Source organism: Pseudomonas sp. Ps21-P2 (genome assembly GCF_039672565.1).
In the GTDB taxonomy this organism is placed as follows: domain Bacteria; phylum Pseudomonadota; class Gammaproteobacteria; order Pseudomonadales; family Pseudomonadaceae; genus Aquipseudomonas.
Window position 1 is genome coordinate 594,616 of sequence record NZ_JBDFPL010000001.1, and the last position, 21,044, is coordinate 615,659.

At 61.1% G+C, this 21,044-nt stretch carries 18 protein-coding genes and 1 pseudogene; 12 read left to right on the top strand and 7 right to left on the bottom strand.

The window, feature by feature from the left end:
- Positions 1-14: 14 nt before the first annotated feature.
- Together ABEH28_RS02570 and ABEH28_RS02575 are read left to right on the top strand one after the other, a co-directional pair.
- Positions 15-902 carry a LysR family transcriptional regulator gene (locus tag ABEH28_RS02570; RefSeq protein WP_346628995.1) on the top strand — a complete coding sequence of 296 codons (888 nt, stop codon included), beginning with the start codon at positions 15-17 and terminating at the stop codon, positions 900-902.
- Positions 903-1,026: 124 nt separating this feature from the next.
- Positions 1,027-1,436, top strand: a pseudogene (locus ABEH28_RS02575) (hypothetical protein); the annotation flags it as partial.
- On the opposite strand, the gene ABEH28_RS02580 reads toward ABEH28_RS02575, so the two are convergent.
- Positions 1,433-2,890, bottom strand: coding sequence for an MFS transporter (locus tag ABEH28_RS02580; RefSeq protein WP_346628996.1), 1,458 nt, complete (start codon positions 2,888-2,890; stop codon positions 1,433-1,435). The pseudogene ABEH28_RS02575 and the gene ABEH28_RS02580 sit on opposite strands and share 4 nt — an antisense overlap.
- Positions 2,891-3,002: 112 nt before the next feature.
- A complete protein-coding gene (locus ABEH28_RS02585) occupies positions 3,003-3,476 on the bottom strand; it encodes a nuclear transport factor 2 family protein (RefSeq protein WP_282373278.1) in 474 nt (157 codons plus the stop codon).
- A gap of 150 nt (positions 3,477-3,626) precedes the next feature.
- Here ABEH28_RS02585 and ABEH28_RS02590 point away from each other — a divergent pair, with 150 nt between their 5' ends.
- Positions 3,627-4,481, top strand: a complete 855-nt coding sequence (locus tag ABEH28_RS02590; RefSeq protein ID WP_346628997.1) for a LysR family transcriptional regulator — start codon at positions 3,627-3,629, stop codon at positions 4,479-4,481.
- Between the two features lie 59 nt (positions 4,482-4,540).
- Here ABEH28_RS02590 and ABEH28_RS02595 read toward each other — a convergent pair whose 3' ends face one another.
- Both ABEH28_RS02595 and ABEH28_RS02600 read right to left on the bottom strand, forming a co-directional pair.
- Positions 4,541-5,719, bottom strand: a complete 1,179-nt coding sequence (locus ABEH28_RS02595) for an MFS transporter (protein WP_346628998.1) — start codon at positions 5,717-5,719, stop codon at positions 4,541-4,543.
- A 102-nt stretch (positions 5,720-5,821) separates the two neighbouring features.
- Positions 5,822-6,379: a GNAT family N-acetyltransferase gene (locus tag ABEH28_RS02600; RefSeq protein WP_346628999.1), complete on the bottom strand. Its 558-nt coding sequence runs from the start codon at positions 6,377-6,379 to the stop codon at positions 5,822-5,824.
- Between the two features lie 267 nt (positions 6,380-6,646).
- Between ABEH28_RS02600 and ABEH28_RS02605 the strand changes: the two genes are divergently transcribed.
- A complete protein-coding gene (locus tag ABEH28_RS02605; RefSeq protein ID WP_346629000.1) occupies positions 6,647-6,961 on the top strand; it encodes an RcnB family protein in 315 nt (104 codons plus the stop codon).
- A 139-nt stretch (positions 6,962-7,100) separates the two neighbouring features.
- Here ABEH28_RS02605 and ABEH28_RS02610 read toward each other — a convergent pair whose 3' ends face one another.
- Positions 7,101-7,616, bottom strand: a complete 516-nt coding sequence (locus tag ABEH28_RS02610) for a DinB family protein (RefSeq protein WP_346629001.1) — start codon at positions 7,614-7,616, stop codon at positions 7,101-7,103.
- Positions 7,617-7,858: 242 nt separating this feature from the next.
- On the opposite strand from ABEH28_RS02610, the gene ABEH28_RS02615 reads away from it, so the two are divergent.
- From ABEH28_RS02615 to ABEH28_RS02650, 8 genes are all read left to right on the top strand, one after another.
- Positions 7,859-10,441, top strand: a complete 2,583-nt coding sequence (locus tag ABEH28_RS02615; RefSeq protein ID WP_346629002.1) for a glycosyl hydrolase family 28-related protein — start codon at positions 7,859-7,861, stop codon at positions 10,439-10,441.
- Between the two features lie 264 nt (positions 10,442-10,705).
- The gene (locus ABEH28_RS02620) at positions 10,706-11,725 is read left to right on the top strand and encodes a substrate-binding domain-containing protein (RefSeq protein ID WP_346629003.1); all 1,020 of its coding nucleotides are present in this window, start codon (positions 10,706-10,708) and stop codon (positions 11,723-11,725) included.
- On the top strand, positions 11,709-12,713 hold the full coding sequence (locus ABEH28_RS02625) for an ABC transporter substrate-binding protein (protein WP_346629004.1): 1,005 nt from the start codon (positions 11,709-11,711) through the stop codon (positions 12,711-12,713). Before ABEH28_RS02620 ends, ABEH28_RS02625 begins: the two co-directional genes overlap by 17 nt.
- Positions 12,714-12,761: 48 nt before the next feature.
- The gene (locus tag ABEH28_RS02630) at positions 12,762-13,583 is read left to right on the top strand and encodes an ABC transporter permease (protein WP_346629191.1); all 822 of its coding nucleotides are present in this window, start codon (positions 12,762-12,764) and stop codon (positions 13,581-13,583) included.
- Positions 13,580-14,374 carry an ABC transporter permease subunit gene (locus ABEH28_RS02635; protein ID WP_192172548.1) on the top strand — a complete coding sequence of 265 codons (795 nt, stop codon included), beginning with the start codon at positions 13,580-13,582 and terminating at the stop codon, positions 14,372-14,374. The genes ABEH28_RS02630 and ABEH28_RS02635 overlap by 4 nt, the downstream gene beginning before the upstream one ends.
- On the top strand, positions 14,371-15,402 hold the full coding sequence (locus ABEH28_RS02640) for an ABC transporter ATP-binding protein (protein WP_192172549.1): 1,032 nt from the start codon (positions 14,371-14,373) through the stop codon (positions 15,400-15,402). Before ABEH28_RS02635 ends, ABEH28_RS02640 begins: the two co-directional genes overlap by 4 nt.
- A gap of 22 nt (positions 15,403-15,424) precedes the next feature.
- Positions 15,425-16,258: a phosphodiesterase gene (locus tag ABEH28_RS02645; RefSeq protein WP_346629005.1), complete on the top strand. Its 834-nt coding sequence runs from the start codon at positions 15,425-15,427 to the stop codon at positions 16,256-16,258.
- A gap of 224 nt (positions 16,259-16,482) precedes the next feature.
- Positions 16,483-17,637, top strand: a complete 1,155-nt coding sequence (locus tag ABEH28_RS02650; RefSeq protein WP_346629006.1) for an ATP-binding protein — start codon at positions 16,483-16,485, stop codon at positions 17,635-17,637.
- Positions 17,638-17,658: 21 nt separating this feature from the next.
- Here ABEH28_RS02650 and ABEH28_RS02655 read toward each other — a convergent pair whose 3' ends face one another.
- On the bottom strand, positions 17,659-17,898 hold the full coding sequence (locus tag ABEH28_RS02655; RefSeq protein WP_346625741.1) for a hypothetical protein: 240 nt from the start codon (positions 17,896-17,898) through the stop codon (positions 17,659-17,661).
- 201 nt (positions 17,899-18,099) lie between these two features.
- Positions 18,100-21,018, bottom strand: coding sequence for an EAL domain-containing protein (locus tag ABEH28_RS02660; RefSeq protein ID WP_346629007.1), 2,919 nt, complete (start codon positions 21,016-21,018; stop codon positions 18,100-18,102).
- Positions 21,019-21,044: the final 26 nt, after the last annotated feature.

A 21,044-nucleotide genomic window follows, 5' to 3' on the forward strand; every position in this document is an offset into this window, starting at 1 on the left:
CGGAGTGTTGAATCATGGACCGTCTCAGCAGCATGGAAGCCTTCGTCATGGCGGCGGAATGCGGCTCCTACGCCAAAGCGGCCGAGCGCCTGGGGTTGTCGCCGCAAATGGTCGCCAAGCATGTCGCTGCGATCGAGCATCGACTCGGGGCACGACTGCTGAACCGCACCACGCGGCGCCAGAGCCTGACCGATCTGGGCCAGGCGTATCTGGAACGCTGCAAACACATCCTGAGTGAAGCGAAGGCGGCGGATTCCCTTGGGGAGATGATGAACGATACCCCGCGCGGCAAGCTGAAAATCAGCGCTCCCACTACCTTCGGCTCCTCTCGCCTCATGCCCTTCGTGACGGATTTTCTCCGGCAGCATCCCGAGATTGAAATCGATCTGCAATTGACTGATCGCTTGGTTGATCTGATGGAGGAGGGGGTCGATATCGCGTTCAGGATCGGCCCGCTGGACGTATCCAGCCTGACCGCCCGGCCGCTGGCGCCTTATCAACTGGTCGCTTGCGCCGCGCCTGGTTATCTGGCCGAACGCGGCGTGCCGCAACGTCCGCAGGACCTGAGCCAGCATGAGTGCCTTGGGTATGCCTGGTGGTCGCGGCCGACTGACCGCGAATGGGTTTTCTGCAAAGGGTCAACGGTGGAACGGGTTCAGGTGGCCAGTCGATTGAGGGTCAATGAGGTCCGGGCGCTGCTCTCTGCGGCGCTGGACGGTTTCGGCATTGTGCTCGGCCCTTGGGATTTCCTCGAGTCCGCGGTACGCAGCGGCGCGCTGGTGCGAGTGTTGCCCGACTATGAGGCGCCGAGCCGGGCCATGCATATGCTCTACACCGGCAGCCGACAGCGAACGGCCAAGCTGCGCCGATTCATTGATGCGGCGCTTGAGCGTTTTGGTTAAGCCGCAGCGGCGAGGACTCCCGAGGGTAGCCCGCGGTCAGGCTCCAGGCGGGTCACCCGCTTCCGTCGGCATGTCGATGCGCAGCCCGTCCCATACGCCCATCACATGAGTAATTGCGGCGTGAGTGCCGGACTACCCGGGTCAGTCATCTTCCCGGCGCATGCCGCTCCGTCAGGTTTTGTTCACGCCGGGCGTGCGTCCGGTCCTTGTCGTGGTGCTGACCTGGATGCTCGCCCACAACATTCTCTACACCTACGTCGCGCCCTTCGTTTCCCCCGCCGGGCTGGGTCGCCATGTCGATCTGGTGCTGCTGGTGTTCGGCATTGCCGCGCTGGTCGGCATCTGGGTCGGAGGGCTTCTGGGCGGTGTGCTGCTCGATCACTGGGGGGGGGGGCGGGCGCCTTTGCGTGGGTGATGTTGCTGGTGCTGCTGATCAGCATGGTGATTGCGTTCCGTGCGCGGGCCCATGGGTTTGTGCAGGGTGGAAGGGTTGGCGGGCAGATGGTTGCGGCTCATCAGGTGCACGCCGCTTAACCCGCTGACCGGGTGGCGGCTTTTCCATCGGGCAACGCCGGCTCGCGCACCAGCGTGATACTCAGCAGCGTCCCCGCGCCCAGGCAGAGCGCGATGCACGATAGCGCGATGATGAAGGCGTGAGTGATGGCTGGCGGGTCAGTGCGTCCATCGAGGAGGGTGTAGAACACCCCGCCAATCACTGCAACGCTCAGCGCTGTGCTGATTTGCAGCGTTGAGCTGGCGACGCCGGCGATCATGCCCGAATACACAGGCGCCACGCGGCCCGTCACCATGCGCATGAGGGTGGGAAGCCCGAGCCCCTGCCCGAAACCGATCATGAAGAGCAGGGCGGCAAGCAGTGCCGGCGCCGGGTACACGCCGGCCGGCGTCGCACTGAGCAGCCAGACCATGCCGATAAAGCCGGCCGACTCCAGGCCCATGCCCGTCGCATTGACGTACACACCGACCGACCGTTTGCAGAGGGGCGCCATGAGCGGCCCGAGCAGAAATCCGGCGCCGAAGGGCAGAAACACCAGCCCCGCGCTCAGCGCAGAGGTCTCCAGTGCCCCTTGCAGATAGATCGAGAACAACAGGAAAAACGGCGCGATCGTGTAAAACAGCAAGGCAATGACCAGCGCGCGACCCAGCCCCGGGACGTTCAGCGCTTGGGGATCCAGCAGTGGCGAGCCGCCGGCAGCACTCAGCCGCGCTTCATAGCGCCAGAACAACCACGCCAGCAACGGCACTGCCGTCAGTGAACACCAGGCCCACAGCGGCCATCCTGCTTCTCGCCCCTTGATCAGCGGCATGATCAGCGCGGCCAGGGTCAGGATCGAAAGGGCCACGCCCCCCAGATCGAGTGTGTTCGGATTTCGCGCACGGATTTCCTTCAGCACAGGTAGGCCGAACAGCAAAATCAGCCCTGCAACCGGCAGGTTAACGAGGAAAATGACCCGCCAGCCCAGTCCGAACAGATTCAGCGAAATCAGAATCCCGCCCAATGCCTGCCCGATGACCGACGCCAGCCCGAACACAGCACCGTACAGACTGAGCGCGAGGGGCTTTTCCGAATCCGGGAAGATGGCCTGCACCGATGCCAGTGCCTGCGGTGCCATCACTGCGGCGGTTATGCCCTGCAATGCGCGTCCGCCGACCAGCGACCATGGCGACCAGGCAAACCCGCACAGCAATGACGCCCCCGCGAACCCGGTCAGGCCGATGAAAAACACACGGCCGCGGCCATAGAGGTCGCCGAGCCGCCCACCGGTAATCAGTGTCACGGCGTACAGCCCGGCGTAGGCGGAAATGACCAGTTGCTCAGCGGAGACGCTGGCGTTTAAATCCTGCTTGATCGATGGCAATGCCACGTTGACGATAAAAAAATCCAGCGGTGGCAGAAACGCGCCGACCAGCAGGATCACGAACATCGCCCAGCGGCGCGGATCATGTGGCAACGTATTTTTTACAGACATGGGTGGACCTCCCTACGCAACCTTGGCGTTGCGATCGGATGAAAAAGGGGCAATCAATAGACGAGCGCATCGCCTTGGCAAGCTTGCGATGCGCTGTTGAGGCGAAGAGGTCTCAGACGCGCTCGAAGGCTTCGGAACCTGCAATCGGCGTCCAGTTGAGCAGCGGGGTCAGGAAGTGCAACTCGAAGCGGCGAGACGTGAATCGCCACTGTCCATCGCGACGCTCGAAGCGGTCGTGGTAAAGGCCGCTGACCTGGACCGGGCCTTTTTCCCGATCATGAAACAGGCAGTCCGCCGCGACGGTTGCCGAGGCCATTGCCCCCTGGATTTGAATCATGGGGTTGGACATCCAGTGATGCATGTGCGGCAACTTGATCCAGCTGGTGTGAGCCATGGCGACGATCTCTTCAAGGCTTCGCCCAGCGCCAAAATCCGGCAGATCCAGCGTGGCGTCGGGGTGCCAGAGGCTGCGCAGCAAGTCGATGTCCATCAGGTCAAAGGCGTTGGCGTAGCCGGAAATGAGCGATTCGATCGCCGCGCGGCTTTCCAGGGCTTCAAGCCGTGCAGTGAGCATTTCAATGTTCATGATGTTCCTCTCGGTAGCGCGTGGGTTGGGCCTCCACGCTGTGGACGTGCCCTGAGTGTTTTGCTGAGAAGCGCCATTGTGCGAGCCGTGCAGTTGCTTGGGGACTGCCATTGCTGCATCTTCGGCGTTCACTTTTGTACGAGGTACGCCATGGACTGGAATGACCTGCGCGTCTTTCTCGCCGTCGTCCGCAGCGGTTCACTGGGGGCCGCCGCAAAGCTGTTGGGCGTAAGCCATCCCACCGTGGGGCGGCGCCTGCATGTGCTGGAGCAGAGCAGTGGTGAAGTGTTCTTTCGCCGCACGGCGACCGGCCTGGTATTGACCGACAGCGGTGAGCGCATCTTCGAGCTGGCGCAGGAGATGGAGCGCAGCGCGCTGACGATCGAGCGGCGCATCGCCGGCGAAAGCGAGCAATTCGAAGGCCTGCTGCGCATCTCGTCGGCGGACTGGTTTGCCGGCTATGTGCTCGGGCCTGTGCTGGCCGAACTGCTCCGGCGCCATCCCCTGATCGCGCCCGAACTGATCGCCGGACAACGGCTGTCCGACCTGACCCGCAGAGAGGCCGACATTGCGTTTCGGATCGTCCCTTTCACCGAGCCGGACATCGTCCAGCGTCGCTTGACCACCCTGAACTACGGTCTGTACGTGGGCGCACAGCAGCCATTCTCTCCGAATGCTGACGGTGAAGACGTCCGGTTAATCACCATGGACACCGCGCAATCCCATTACCCGGACGTCATCTGGCTGCGAGCGCTGTACCCGCAAGCCCGGGTCGTCTTCACTAGCAGCAGCCGCACGGTGCAGGCGCGCATGTGCGCCCTCGGGCTTGGCGTCTGCGTATTGCCCCGCGTCCTTGGAGATCAGGCCGCCGGGCTCAGGCTGCTGGACGCCGGCCAGGCCCCGCCCGGGCGGGATATCTGGATGGGCTATCACCACGACATGCGGCAAATGGACCGGCTTCGCGCATTCGCGGACCTTGCCGGGCAGATGATTGGTGAAGACTGACCCTGGGCGGTCTCAGGCATCAGTCTCCGGGCAATACCCGGACGTCAGTTACGACGCCATCAGTCGCACAACGCCTGGCTGCGACGCATCGCAATCGGCCGCACCAGGCTCAGCAATCCTGCCAGGGCCATGGCCGCGCCGACCCAAAGCGGCGAACGCAGACCCAGGCCTGCATCGATCGTCACGCCGCCCGCCCAACTGCCGAATGCCAGCCCGGCGGTGATGACCGAGGTGTGCATGATGTTCACCAGCGCGCCGGGCTCGGCCGCTTTCATGACGCGCGCGACCATCGCGGGGTTCAGCGCCACGCCGGTCAGCCCGAGGGCGAGGAAGCACATCAGGTTCAGCCACAGATGATCCCCGGCCAGGGCGAAGCCCGACAATGCCAGCACCATGATCGCCAGACCCCAGCCGACGATCGCCATCATGTAGCGATCCGCCAGTCGGCCCACCACCCAGTTGCCCAGCACGTTGGCGACGCCATACAGCGCCAGCAGCGGTGCGACGAATTTCGGCGCGACCCCGACTTCCTGAATCAGGATGGGCGTGCAGTAGCTGAACGCGGCAAAGGTGGCGCCGATGATCAAGCCGCTGGTGAGGTACGCCGCCCAAAGAGGCGGATTCTTCATGTCCGCGACTTGTTGGCGCAGCGGCGGTTCGCTGCCATTGGCGCCTGCCGGCAGGCGTTTGCTCGCCAGCACCGTGCAGAGCATCGCCAGCACCACCACCAGCCAGGCGCTCGCACGCCAGCCGAAGTGTTGCTCGACCCACGTGGTCAGCGGCACGCCGACGACAGGGGACAGCATCAGCCCGGCGAGGACCACCGAAACCGCTCGACCGCGTCGTTCCGGGGTGACGAGGCCTGCGCACACCGTCATGCATAAACCGATGCAGACGGCACTGGAAATGCCCATGACCACGCGTGCAGCGGCGAGCACCAGATAACTTTGCGCGGCCGCTGCGACTGCGCCGGCGACCACATAGCAGACGAGCAGCGCGATCAAAGAGCGTTTGTTGCTGACGCCTTTGGACAGCAGCAACACGGTCACAAGGGGGCCGCCGATGGCCATGCCTAAAGCGTAAAAGGCGATCAGGTTGCCGACTTGGGCGAGGCTGACCGAGAACGCGTCGGCCAGCGCGGGCATCATGCCGGCGACCATGAATTCGGCCGTCACCAGCGAGAAGATCGTCAGGCCCAGAAGGTAGACGGTGGACGGGAGTTTGCTGCGGCTGGACATGGGGTTCCTGAGGGGTAAAGAAGGCCGGCTACCCTAGGGATTGAGGCGGGGCAGGTCAACAGGCAATCAGCTAACTGCCCCGGGAAACCAGTGCCTGCTGCATCATCCCGAGGTCTGCGGCTGCCTGGCCAACCATTCATTGCGCGTCAACTCCCAAAGCTCCTGAACCATTGGGCCGGAGACAAAGTGGCCGTCCCGGCGCTGGATCATGCGCATGCCCTCGCGTTCGGAGATCTTCCTCGATGCCTCGTTGCCCGCCGCTTTGGGCACCTGCATCACCGGGCGCTGCAGGGTTTCGAACCAGAAGGCGTTGATCACTTCGCACGCCTCCCGCATATACCCCTGACCTCGCCATTGCGGCGCCAGCCAGAAACCCCGGTGGTTCTCGGGCTGATCGTGCAGGCTGACGCAGCCGATTACGCGCTCGGGTTTTGAAGTCAGGCGCAGGGTCCAGTGCCATTCGCGCCCCTCTGCCACGGCAGGAAGCGCGACATCGCGGAGGTAGGTCAGCGCGCCGTCGTCGGGATAGGGCCATGGCACATGGCTGTCCAAATACCGGACCACGTCCCACTGGGGAAACAGTTGTTGAATCACGGGCGCGTCGGTTAGCCGCAGCGGGGCGAGTGTCAGCCGGGGAGTCTGGAGCGTGGGGCTTTCCATGCGGTTTTTTCCATGCAAGCAGTGCAGCGACATTGATGCCATATACAGTGGACAGAGAACAAGTGTCTCGAGACTGGCTCTCGGACTTTGTTGATCTTCGGCTTCTGGTATCTGCTGTTGCCCCACTGGCAACCACTGCGAAAGTCGATGCGAGCGTATGGCACGCGATCAGATCGAACTCCTGGGAAGCAGCCCCGGTCAGAGCATGACGGATGCACCGTCACCCCTTATTCAATCAGCGGCACTCGTTTGCCAAAGGATCTGATCATGCTCGGAAAGAAATTCCTCCCTCATCTGCTGTTCACCGCAGTATGCGCAGTCAGCAGCTTTTCCTACGCTGCCGAACAGCCAAGCGTGACGATGGATCGCCCGGGCGCAGGGGTTAAGGAAATGAAGGAGGGCGACAACGTCCCTGATCAATACCAACGTCCCAGCCTGGCGCTTAAAGACTGGAAAGCACGCCACCTGAGCGCGCCGGACGAAAATCAACAGTGGGTGGAGATCAAGGGCCAGTACCTGCTGGTTGATATTCCGACGGGCACGATCAAACAGATGGTGCCCAAGGGCAAGGCGCATAAATAACGCCATTGGCCGAGACCCCATTCCCCAGCCTACGAATGGTAGCGTGACGTCTGACGCCTTCCCGACTAAAGCCGGTCCTACATTCGGGTACGTAGCCAATCCCACTGGATGCACGCGGTGCTTTTTAGTGGGACCGGCTTTAGCCGGGAAGAAGCTCATCCGATGCCCTCAATGGTAAATCTCCATCAAGATAAAATTCATCCAGTTGAGGCGGTGGTATGCGGGTACCGGACAGCATGGCGTGAACCTGTCCACGGTGGTGAATCTGGTGCTGGAACAGATGTAGCAACAGGCAATCCACTCGTTCCGGAATAATGCCCGCCGCCCGCACTACACCCGCTCGTCGACCAAGCGCGTGCTCATTCAGACCTTCGCAATAGGTAACAAGTCGGCCGTCTGCCTCGGTTTGGCACCGGACGATTTCCTGCAGCGACAGATGCTCGGGCAGCTCCTTTCGTTGACCTTCGAGATCAAACGTCAGCGCGGCCAGGTAGAACTGATCGACATCCAGAATGTGCCGCAGCGTCAGCTCAATTGAGGGAAAAAAACCTGTTCGCGGCGCCAGGTATTCTTCATTGCTCAACCCCAGGCATGCCGAGAGCAGGCGCCGGTTCGACCATCGATTATTGTGTGCCTGCGCCAGATAGCTGTTCATCGGTAGGCCTTGGGTGGATAGCTGGAATGAATGTAATGAATTCAGGGATGTCCCGTCACCCGGCGTTTCACTCCCGCGACTGGATGGCGCACCGAAAAGTGCCACGCAAACCCATACAGCCCATCCGACGAAAGCCTTCGAACCGGCACTAACAATCCGGAACTCTGCCGGTCCAACCTGTTCCCCGAGCCGGTTGCAACAACCGGTTCACAGGTCGTCAGTATTCCAGGCAGGAGCAGCGCATGAGCATCACCCCCACTTTCGATATCCGCAATTACGGCGCCAAGGGCGACTCCGTCACTGACGATACCGTCGCCATCCAGAAGGCAATTGATGCCGCAAGCGCTGCGGGTGGGGGCAAGGTTTACATTCCTGGCGGCACCTGGCTTGTGTCGGACAGCGACGGTTCGGGCAACGCCTTGGCGGTGAAAAGCAACGTCACCCTCACCGGGGAGGGCGCAGGTGACAGCGTGCTCAAGCTGGCCGAGGGCGCCGGATCGAATACCACCGCTCTGTTGGGCGTGGTAGCAGGCAGCAGCGTGCGAGACGCGACCGTCAGCAATCTCTCGCTGGATGGCAATCAGGTCAACGGAGGCGGGCAGGTCAGTGGCTGGTCTCAGTCGGGGGCGAGCAGTACTAATCTGTTGATCGACGGCGTCACCGCCACACACTTCAGCGGCAGCGGTTTTGACCTGACCGGCGCGTCGGTGCATTTGACGGTGCGCAACAGCACGGCCACAGACAATGCCTCTGACGGTTTCGTGCTGGGCGGGTCGCTGCCGGCGCTGACCTTCCAGGACAACCGCGCGCTGGACAACGGCGGCAATGGCATCAATGTCGGGCTTGGCAGCGTGGCGATGTCGCTCACCGACAACCAGGCTTCCGGCAATGCTGGCGACGGCATTCACGTCCATGAAGAAAGCGGCGTCGACACCGGCTTTTTTAGCGTCATCGGCGGCGACGTCTATGGGAACGGCGGCGACGGCGTGCACATGCGCGGCATCGAATACGGCGGCGTGTATCGCCTCGACATCCATGACAACGGCGGGTCGGGCGTCAATCTGCAAGGCACGACCCACATCGAAGTGTCCGACAACGTCATCCACGCCAACGCGCAGAGCAACGACGTGCCGGAAGTGGCGATCCGCAACCTGGGCAGCGAGAACGGCACGCAGAATTTCGTCTACGACAACCTGATCACCGGCAGCGCCGGATCGACCTGGGGCGTGGCCGAGGTGCCGTCGGACGTGGCGAGCGTCGAAGGCAGCGTGATCTTCGGCAACGTCATCAACGGCACTCATTCGGGCGACATCAGCGCGGCGGGCAACAACACCCAGGTCTACAACAACAGCGATGTGCTGATCGTGCGCGGCAGTGCGGGCGCCGACACGTTGATCGGCAGCCGTTCGGACGAATTCATCAGTGGCGGAGCAGGGCGCGATCGCATCGACGGCGGCGCCGGTGACGACGTCATCCATGGCGGTGCAGGGGCGGACCGCCTCAGCGGTGGCACCGGCAGCGACGTGTTTCGTTTCACCTCGGTCAGCGACAGCTATCGCACGGCCACCACGTCCTTCACCGATCGCATTACCGATTTCAACGACAGCAGCGACCGTCTCGACCTGACCCTGCTGGGACTGTCCGGGCTGGGCAATGGCCACAACGGCACGTTGAAGGCGTCCTACAACGCTGGCACCGACATTACCTACCTGTCGAGCCTGGACGCCGATGCCGCCGGCAACCGCTTTCAGCTAGCACTCGACGGCAACCACCTGAGCACGCTGAGCGCGACGAACTTCTTCTCGTCGATTACCGGCACGGCCAGTGACGACAAGCTGTTTGGCACCGCTGCCGATGACGTGCTGATCGGCGGCGCAGGGCGAGACACGTTGTCGGGCGACGGCGGCGCAGATCGGTTGGTCGGCGGCAGCGGCGGCGACACCCTGACGGGTGGGGCTGGTGCAGACACTTTCGTGTACACCAGCGTCAGCGACAGCCTGCGCAATGACGCCAGCGGCAGCTACGCGCAACGCGACCTGATCACCGATTTCAACAGCAACGGCCATGATCGCTTCGACCTTACTGCCCTGAATTTCAAGGGCCTGGGCAATGGCTATGACGGCACGCTCAAAGTCGTGTTGAACCTGGCCGGCGACCAGACGGCGCTGAAGTCGCTGGAGCCGGACGCCGACGGCAACCGCTTCGAAATCCTGCTTAACGGCAACCACCTCTATGACCTGACCGCGAGCAATGTACTGTTCGCCAACCCCGATGACACGCGCATCGATTCTTCCCAGCCACTGACCTCGGTGAACGCCACCGGCACGGCAGGCGCCGACACGCTGTATGGCGACTGGGGTAATGACACCCTGTTTGGCCTGGCGGGCAACGACGTGCTGGCGGGCAGCGTCGGCGATGATTTGCTGGTTGGCGGTGCTGGCAGCGATAGGCTCACCGGCGGATCGGGCGAGGACACCTTTCGCTTTGATCACATCAGCGACAGCTACGTCGGCGCGGCGGATCTCATCACCGACTTCACCACTGGCCACGACACGCTGGATGTTTCAGCGCTGGGCTTCACCGGATTGGGCGACGGCCGCGACGGCACCTTGCAGGTCAGCTACAACGCCAGCAGCGACCGCACCTACGTGCGCAGCAACGAGGCGGATGGCGCTGGCCAGAAATTCCAGGTGACGCTGGCGGGGGACTACAGCCACAGCCTGCACGCCGAAGACTTTGCGTTCAGTGCGGCACCCAATGCGGCTGAGATCAAAGTGGTGGGTGTGGCGGCGCCGATGGACCATGTGGTGCTGTCCGACGCCTGATTTCACGGGATGCATGCTGTCTATTGGTGGGACCGGCTTCAGCCGGGAAGAGGCCAGGCCAAACACCCGTGGATTTGCGGTGTGACACCTGACGCCTTCCCGGCTGAAGCCGGTCCCACAACTCGTCCGCAGCCAGTCCCATGCAACGGGGCGCAGTCAACGCCACTGCACCCACTGACTCCAATCTGTCACATCCTCGCCCCTGAATTGCCACATTGACGCCGTAATGTCCTCGCCAATGAGATCGATCTCAAGCGAGTGAACATGAGTGACCTGAAAGAAGTCGCACGGGTGGCCGGGGTTTCCAGAGCGACCGCCGCCCGCTGTTTCGCCTCTCCCGAAGTGGTGCGTCCGACGACCCGTGACCAGGTGTTCGCCGCCGCGCGGGAACTGGGGTTTCGCCCCAACCTGCTGGGCCGCCAGTTGCGCCTGCAAACCACCCAGCTCATCGGTGTGGTCGTACCGAGCCTGCTCAACCCGGTGTTCGCCGAACAGTTTCAAGCCATGGAGCGCGCCGCGCGGTTGCGGGGCTACAACCTGTTGCTGGCGACCACCGATTACAGCGCCGAACGGGAAAGCGCGGTGGTTGAAGAGCTGCTGCGTCAGCGTGTCGACGGTCTGGTCCTCACTGTGACCGATGCCCACAGCAATCGCGTGCTGCAAAGCCTCAGCACCGAAGACACGCCCTTTGTCCTCGCTTATCACCAGCCCGGCAGCACCGAATACAGCGCGGTCTCGGTGGACAACCGCGCCGGTATGGCCCTTGCCACGCGCTATCTGCTGGACGCCGGTCATCGACGCATCGGCATGGTCGCGGGGCCGACGCTGCAGTCCGACCGGGCGCGGCAGCGTTATGCGGGCTACTGCGACGCAATGGCTGAACACCGCTTGAACGCCATGCCCATCATCGAAATGCCCAGCCACACCCAGGCCGATTTCACCGCGCTCGCGCCGTTGCTACGAGGCCCTCACGCGCCCACCGCGCTGGTTTGCTCCAACGATTTGCTGGCAATCAGCCTGATCGCCGAACTGCGCCGCCACGGTTGGGCGGTGCCCCAGCAGCTGTCGATCATCGGCTTCGACGGCATCGACATCGGCACCCAGATGCACCCGACCCTCTGCAGCGTGGTTCAGCCGATTGCCGCCCTGGCCACCACCGTCATCGATCAATTGCTGGCGCAAATCGCCGGCGCCGCCCCGACTTCCCACTGCCTGCCGTGCCACATCCGGCCGGGCGAAAGTACTCAGCCCTACGAGGAGACGCTCCATGATCCGCTTCCGTAAAACCCTGGCGGCCCTGCTGCTGTGTGGCGTGGCCAGCCTGACCCAGGCCGCCGAAACCGCGATTTGCTACAACTGCCCGCCGGAATGGGCGGACTGGGGCACTCAGCTCAACGCCATCGCCGACAGCACCGGCGTGCAAGTGCCGCTGGACAACAAAAACTCCGGTCAGTCCCTGGCGCAACTGGTGGCCGAAAAAGCCGCCCCGGTGGCGGACGTGGTGTATTACGGCGTGACCTTCGGCTTGCAGGCGCAGAAGGCTGGCGTGGTCGGCACCTACAAACCCAAAGGCTGGGAACAGATTCCCACCGGATTGAAAGATCCGGAAGGCCACTGGTTCGCGATCCACTCCGGCACCCTCGGCATCATGGTCAACGTCGATGCACTGGGTGGCTTGCCAGTCCCGCAAAGCTGGGCTGATCTGCTCAAGCCGGAATACAAAGGCATGGTCGGTTACCTCGATCCGTCCAGCGCGTTCGTCGGCTACGTCTCTGCCGTGGCGATCAATCAGGCCATGGGCGGCACCCTGGATAACTTCGCGCCGGCCATCGACTACTTCCAGAAACTGGCGAAGAACGCGCCGATCGTGCCCAAGCAGACGGCCTATGCGCGGGTGCTGTCCGGCGAATTGCCGATCCTCGTGGACTACGATTTCAACGCCTACCGCGCCCGCTACAAGGACAAGGCCAACGTCGCTTTCGTCATCCCGAAGGAGGGCAGCATCAGCGTCCCTTACGTGATGAGCCTGGTCGCCAACGCGCCCCATCAAGCCAACGCCGAGAAGGTGCTGGATTTCGTGCTCTCCGAGCAGGGCCAGGCGCTGTGGGCCAAGGCGTATCTGCGTCCGGTTCGCACGATGAAGATGCCGGCCGACGTCGCCGCGCAGTTTTTGCCGGACAGCGATTACGCCCGCGCCGGTGTGGTGGATTACCAGCACATGGCCGACGTGCAGGAAGCCTTCGCCGCGCGTTACCTGAGCGAGGTCAAGTAAGTGAGCAGCACGGTGTTGAAGGCGCAGAACGTGGCCGCGCGTAGGTTGTTGAAATGGCGTCTGCGCCCAACAGCCGCGTGGGCCCTGGCACCCGCGGCGGCAGTATTGGCGGCGTTCTGGCTATTGCCATTGGCGCACCTGATCGTGCTCGGCGGACAGCAGCGGGATGGCGCCGGCAGCGGATATTGGCAAGTGCTCAGCAGCCCGCAGTATCTGGGCAGCCTGGCGCAAACCTGTGTGCTCGCCGTCGTGGTGACGCTGGCGGCGCTGCTGGTCGGCGGCATCACCGGCGTGTTCCTCGCCCGTCAGCGCTTTTTCGGACGCACCACTCTGGTGGCGCTGCTGACCTTTCCCTTGGCGTTTCCTGGCGTGGTGGTGGGTTTTCTGGTGATTTTGCTGGCAGGGCGGCAGGGTCTGTTTGCCATGCTCGGCCTGAAACTGGCCGGTGAGCGCTGGGTGTTCGCCTATTCCCTGGCGGGCCTGTTCCTCGGCTATCTGTATTTTTCGATTCCGCGGGTGATTCTTACGATCATGGCCGCCTGCGAAAGCCTCGACCGCAGCCTGGAAGAAGCCGCCCATTCCCTCGGCGCCGGGCACTGGCGGGTGGTGTGTGACGTGATCATTCCCGGGCTGGCGCCAGCGCTGGTGTCCTGCGGTGCGATCTGTTTTGCCACGTCCATGGGCGCGTTCGGCACAGCCTTCACCTTGGGGACTCAACTGAATGTCACCCCCGTGGCGATCTACAACGTGTTCACCAATTACGCCAACTTCACCGTCGCCGCTGCGCTGTCAGTGGTGCTCGGCGCACTGACCTGGGCGGCGTTGCTGCTCGCGCGGCGCATGGTCAAGCAATCGAGGACCGTGCTGTGAAGCGTTCTTCGCTGTTCATCGCGCAACTGCTGTTCACGCTCCTGGTCTGCGCCTTCATGCTGGTCCCGGTGCTGATGTCGCTGCTGGCCGGGCTGACGCGCAATTACTTTCAGGGCGTGTCCAGCGGACTGACCTTCGACTGGATTGCTCAAGTCTGGCAGGCCTATTCGCCGACCGTCTGGCTGTCCCTGCAACTGGCCTTGGCCTGCGCGGTGTGCGTCTGCGTGATTGGCGTGCCGGCCGCGTATGCGCTGGTGCGGATGAACAATCGCTTCAGTCGCGCCTTCGAAGAATTAATGGTCTTGCCCGTGGCCATGCCCGGCCTCGCCAGCGCCCTGGCCCTGCTGCTGACTTATGGCCAGTTCGGCAGCTTTCGCAGCAGTTGGCTGTTCATCCTTGTGGGCCACGTGCTGTTCACATTGCCGTTTCTGGTGCGGCCGGTGATGGCAGTGATGCAGCGTCAACACCTGCCGACGCTGGAGGAGGCGGCCGCCAGTCTTGGTGCCGGTCCGTTGCGACGATTCTTCAGCGTCGTGGTCCCCAACTGCCGGGCGGGGATTCTCGCCGGCGTGCTGATGGTGGTCACGCTGTCCCTGGGCGAATTCAACCTGACGTGGATGCTGCACACGCCCATGACCAAAACCCTGCCGGTGGGTCTGGCGGACAGTTACGCCTCGGCGCGGCTGGAAGTCGCCAGTGCCTACACCCTGATATTTCTGTTGATGATCGTGCCGCTGCTGGTGGCGTTGCAGGCCATCAGCGCGCGCCTTTCCCGTGGAGAGCAAAGATGACTGGAACCACGCTGCGGCTGATCGGCTGCCGCAAGGCTTTCGCCGACGGCACCGTTGCCGTTCACGACCTCAACCTGACCATCGAGGCGGGGGAGACCCTGGCCATCCTCGGCCCGTCCGGCTGCGGCAAAACCACCACCCTGCGAATGATCGCCGGGCTGGAACGGCCGGACGTCGGCCAGGTATTTTTCGGCGATCAGGACGTCACCCGTCTGCCCATCGAGCGCCGCGACGTCGGCATGGTTTTTCAGAACTACGCGCTGTTCCCCAACCTCTCGGTGGAAGGCAACATCGTGTATGGCCTGAAGGTGCGCGGCATGGCCGTCGCCGAGCGCAACAAGCGCTGCGCCGAATTGCTGGAACTCGTTGGCCTGCAGGAACACGCAAAGCGCGGTATTCACGAGTTGTCGGGCGGGCAGCGGCAGCGGGTGGCACTGGCCCGCGCCCTGGCGCCACGGCCGAAAGTCCTGCTGCTCGACGAACCCCTTGCCGCACTGGACGCGCAACTGCGTGAACGCCTGCGCAGCGAACTCGATCAGCTGTTGCGCGGACTGGGCATCACCTCGGTGTTCGTCACCCACGATCAGGGCGAAGCCATGGCCCTGGGCGACCGGATTCTGGTCATGCAGCAAGGGCGCATCGCCCAGCTCGGCACCCCGCGTGAAATCTATCAGCAGCCGGCCAACCCGTTCGTGGCCGGTTTCGTCGGCAATCTCAACGCCTTCTCGGTGGCAGGCCGCTCCGTCAACGGCCTGAAAGTCAGCGGCGGCGAACTGCCGTGGAGTGGGGCGGGTGAGCCGTCCACCGTCTATTGCCGGCCCGAGCACCTGCGGGTGGTGAAGCGCGAAGGGCACCTGCACGGGCGTTTGCTCGGTCAGTTCTTTCAAGGCGCCCAGAGCCGTTTGCTGATTGAAGTCGGCGCGGCGCAACCCTTGCTGGTCGACAGCGCCGACAACGTCATTCATGCCCCGGGTGATCTGATCGCCTTGGCCGTCGAGCCGCAGGCGTTGTTCGCCCTGCATCCGTAATCATTGTGTAAGTGAGTTGAATGTGAGCGTCCCGTTTCTCATCGCGCAGATCAGCGATCTGCACCTCAAAGCCGGCAACAAGCTGACCTATGGCGTGGTCGACACCCTCGGCGCGTTGCGTCGCGCGGTCGACCATCTGAACGCCAGCACGCCGCGCCCGGACAGCGTGGTGATCAGCGGCGATCTGGTGGATTTCGGTCGGCCGGATGAATACGCCGTCCTGCATCCCGAGCTGGCGCGCTTGGTCATGCCGTACTACCTGGTGCCCGGTAATCATGACGTTCGCGAGCACCTGCTGGCTGAATTCGCCGATCACGTGTACCTGCCGCTTTGTCCCAAGTCACCCCTGGATTGGGTCGTCGAAGAGCACCCGGTGCGCCTGATCGGACTGGATTCGACCATTCCCGGCGCCCACGGCGGACAGGTGCTGGACAGCCAGATGGCCTGGCTCGATGAAGTGCTTGGTCGACGTCCCGAGGTGCCCACCCTGTTGATCATGCACCATCCGCCGTTTATCACCGGGATCGGCCACATGGACCGCGAGGCGTTCATCAACGGCGCGGCGCTGGAGCAAGTGATCGCCCGTCACCCGCAAGTCGAACGTGTTTTGTGCGGGCATTTGCATAGGCCGATGCAGCGGCGCTTTGCCGGCAGCATCAGCTGCACCTGCCCGGGCACCTCGCACCAGATCGTGCTCGACCTGCGCGAAGATGCCCCGGCGCATTTCAACCTCGAACCGGCAGGCTACCTGCTGCATCGCTGGGATGCGGAACAGGGCCTGGTCACCCACAACGGCATGTTCGGTGATTACCCGGGGCCGTATCCGTTTTATGACGCGCAGGGGCTGATCGACTAGCTCGCACCATCCCGGAGGTTGTCCTATCGTCTTGGCCCGGCGAGGCCTGGAGGGTTGCGGGCCTGTGGGTGCCGCTGCATCGCTAAAATGACATCATCTATAATCAGTCTATAGTCGCTCTATAGTGATTCTATAATCCGCTATAAACGTAAAGTTTCACCCTTTCTATAATTGGTCTATAGTCGCTCTATAATTGCCTATAGAGCTGTGCTTGAGGTCTACAGATGCCCGAAATCTTCTACCACCGCCCCGAGTTGGCCGCCCGGCTTTCGAAGCTGATCATTCAGGTATCTGTGGGCAGCTCGGCCAGTTCAGGCGTCTTCCTGGCAGCGCCACGGCGCACCGGCAAATCCACCTTCGCCCGCGAAGACCTGCGTCCTGCGCTGGAGAAAGCGGGGGCGATTGTGCTGTATGCCGACCTCTGGCAAGACCTGACCAAAGACCCCGGCCTTGTCATCGTGGAAGCCATACGCGAAGCGGTTGGCCGAAACGATGGCTTCATCACACGGCTGGCCAAGGCTTCCGGGATAGACAAGGTCGCTGTAGGCGGCTTGAATTTCAGTCTGGATAAAATCGGCCTCGGCAAGGACATCGACCTCACCACGGCGCTGGTGGCGCTCTCCGACGAATCGCAGAAGCTCATCGTTCTGATGATCGATGAAGCGCAGCACGCGATTACCACCGAGGCGGGTGTGGCGGCGCTGTTCGCGCTCAAGGCGGCGAGGGACGAACTCAACAGCTCCCGGCACCACGGCCTGCGCATCGTTTGCACCGGCTCGAACCGGGACAAGCTGGCCATGCTGCGCAACAGCAAGGACCAGGCGTTCTTTGGGGCATCAATGGTGCCGTTCCCTACGCTCGATCAGAACTACATCGACTGGCTGTGCGCCAACATCGATCTGCCATCCCCGCTCGATCCGGCAGAAGTGTTCCAGCTGTTCAAAGAAAGCGGCTATCGGCCCGAATTGCTCGGCGCAGCGGCTGATGCCATTCGCTTCGATTTTTTCATCGACCCTGAAAACGTACGTGAGCGGTTTGCCGAGCTTGTTCGCGCACAGGCTGATGAGTTGAATGCGAACCTCAAGAAGGTGATCCACAGCCTCACCCCGATTCAGTCGGCCGTGATTCGCGTCATGGGCAGCATGGGCGATAACTTCGCCCCGTTCGAGGCGCCCACCATGGCGTTGTACGCCACAGCGATGAAGCAGGCGGGCATCCCGGAAAGCGACATCAAGGTTGAGGTGCCGGGCGTGCAACAAGCGCTCATCGCGTTGCAGGAAAAGAATCTGGTCTGGAAGGCTTCGCGGGGTGTGTATGCGGTGGATGAGCACGTGATCGTTGATCTGCTGCGCGCCGACGGGCTGCTGAAAGGTTTGTAGCCTCGCGGCAGCCCAAGATGCTTACCTCTTGAGCGCGATGGCCTCCTGGACAAGGCACTCAAGGGCGAACTGCTCAGTGTAGGTCATCTGAATGGGCGTGGTTTCGCCCTTGACGGTTCTTTCGCCGTCCAGGATGTAGCGGATGCGCTTGTCGGTGACACCGATGCGCTTGGCGATCCACGAAGGTGTTTGGCCAATCCGCGAAATCAGCTTGTCAGCGTAGTCGGTAGAAGGGTTATAGAGTTCTGCGTTGGGTGTCATGTGACGTCCGGATAGAGGTTAGGCGCTGTGTGTTCAGGCGAATGCTGCACAGTGTGCCCATAACCGGGCTGCGTCGCGACCCCAATGGTGTTCGCCAGAGCTGCGACGGGTCTGAGGGGGAGGCCCCGGGGAAGACATTCACCCTGGGTTCAAGCGCCGCTGCCCGTCCTGGCGGGTCGTGCAAATGCTGCAGATACTGATTCAGGCAAAATCAGGTTCAGAAAATCGTATAGCCAACGTGCGTGAAGATTTAATCATGGCGGCACACTCATCACTTGTGACGGGTTTACTGAAAAGATAGCCCTGAATTTGATCGCAGCCATGTTTGACAAGCAACTCTAGTTGGTCAGATGTTTCGACGCCTTCCGCAATGACGTTTAGATCCAGTTCGTGCGCCAATACGATGACCGCGCGGGTGATCGCCGCGTCTTCATGATTGCTTGTTATATCTTTTATGAACATTCTATCGATTTTAAGAGTGTCGATAGGGAATCGCTTCAAGTAGGCGAGGCTGGAATAACCCGTTCCGAAATCATCGACCGAAAGCCCTATGCCGTATGACTTTATCTCTCGAAGTATTTCAACCGCCGACTCGGGTTCAATCATCAGAACGGATTCAGTGAGCTCGAACTCTAAAAGAGCGGGGTTGATACCGTATTCTTCCAGGATATGCCTGACGATTTTAGCCAGCCCTTTTACCTGAAGCTGCCTGGCTGAAAGGTTGATGGCGATCGGTACCACCCCGAGATTGTTATCTTCCCAACGTTTTAGGGTTTCACAGACCTTCCGGATGACCCATTCGCCCACAGGAATGATCAGGCCGGTGTCTTCAAGCATAGGGATAAAGTCAGCGGGAGAAACCAGGCCGAGCTCTGGATGATTCCACCTCAGTAACGCCTCCAAACCACTGATGCTGCCGTCTGCGAGGCTGACCTTGGGCTGGAAATGCAGAATGAACTCGTCGCGATCGAGCGCGCCCCGCAACAGCGTTTCAGTTTGCAAACGCTTGACGGCACTTTCATTCATCTCGGCAGTGTAAAACTTGAAATTATTACGACCGCTCTTTTTTGCATGGTACATGGCCGTATCAGCATGCTTGAGGATGACGCCAGCGTCATCCCCGTCAAAGGGATAATTAGCAATGCCAACGCTCGCTGAAACGAATATATCCTGGCCGCGAAGATTAAATGGTTTCGCCAAAGCGTCGACAATACGGGCCGCCAGCGATTTTATGGAGCTCTCCGAATAAGCGGCCTGTGTGACAATAATCGAAAATTCATCGCCCCCCAGCCGCGCAACCAGACTGTCGTCATCGATATATTCTTCCAGGCGCCGACTTGCCTGGATGAGCAATTCATCCCCTACGGAATGCCCCATGGTGTCGTTCACGGTTTTGAATCTGTCCAGATCGATGAACATGACGCTTATTGCAGAGGGCGCTGATGCAGTGCGGCTGATGGCAGCGTGCAGGTAATTATTCAGGAACCAGCGATTAGGCAGATGTGTAAGCGAATCATTTTCGGCCAGATAGGTGAGCCTTTTCTTCGCGTCATCCCGTTCAAGCGCGGCGGCCAACAGGTTTGCTAACGTTTGGAGGTAGCTATGATCTTCACGGGTAAAGGGCTGCCCCGTGGGGGCATAGACTCCGAGCACACCCTTAAAGGCATTCCCGCACGGTATATCGACCTCTATACGGCTTCCAATGCGCTCAGCTTCCACGGTGTCAATCGACAGCAACTTGTACGTTGCATCAGGCGTATCGGAAATAATCTCAAGCCCGCCAGAAGAACCCATACCGCTCAAGAATTCATTCGTGTAGCCATTCCGGGCATCAACGCTGGTAAAGCCGGTCCTGGCGTTGAGGATGACTCCGTGACTCACTCGATCAACGACTAACAAAGCGGCCTTACTCATGCTCAACCCTTGCGCGGCCGTCAGTGCGGCCAGTTCACCCAGGGCGCTGACGTTTTCCTCTGTCAGTGCCTGCTGGCCAAACAGGGCGATCAGGTTTTGCCTTCTGGCGTTATCGAGAATCGCATCCTCAAACTCTTTTCGATCCGTAATATCGATGTCGATGCAGATATATTTTTCAACGCCGCCCCTGTCATCGAGAATAGGGATGATGGTGCGTTGATGCCATTTCTCCTTACCGGCAAGACCGGTAAGCCTGACCTCACCGTTCCACACTCCGCGTTCAGGTGCCCACTGCCACGGCTGAGTGGTTGAAGACATGCCGTTCCAGACTTGATCGATCGTCAACTCTAAAAGCTCGGCCCGGGAACGCTGTGAGCTTGTGACGAATCGTTCGTTGACATAGGTGATGCGACCGGACGGCGAACATTCGCAAACGATTGAAACCTCATCCAGGGCGTTTTTATGCTGCACCAGGGTGTTCATCAACGATTCGATGCGCTGACCAAAGTGATTACGCATGTTCGCCGCAGTACGGTTTACCGCTTTGATTGCCTCCTGTATTTCAACGGGAGCATCTGCGACCAACATAGCCTCTGCTGCCACTTCGCCGGAAGCGATTTCCGCTTCATAAGAGTGAAGCTTGTCCAGCTGGGCAAGCGAACGCTTGATCACCCAGCCCATCAATAACAAACTTGTGAGCAAAAAAAGCACTGCCAGTACCGTAGCTTGCACCACCAGATTACAAAGTTCGGTCGCTATTTTCTCGGCGTTGAATGACAGGCGCATCACGCCATAATCTTTCCCACCGATCGTTATCGGACGGTTGACATCGAACAATCGTGCAGCGACCTCGGACTCTATCCATGCGGGGGCTCTGCCAACCGGCGCGCTGGGCGCCTGCAGGCGAATGACGCCACCCGACAGGTCAATAAACATGGCGGATTGGAATGGCGAGCGAGCCAGGGTCTTTTCGAGGGTTCTTTTGATGGTGTCGTAATCGCCGATGACTACGCTTTCCTCCACGGCTTGCGCGGCAACCTCGATCAGCATATTGGCGGTGTCTTGGATTTCCTCGATATGTTGAAGAAGCTGATTTTTATAAAACAGACCCAGGCCGGCCGTAAGGAATACGACTATCAGAATAGACAACATTCCCAATATTTGCGACGTCAGCGATTTTGGCAGCAGGCTTTTAAAGAAAGTCATTAATAGCCTCTCCAGCTAAATGTCAG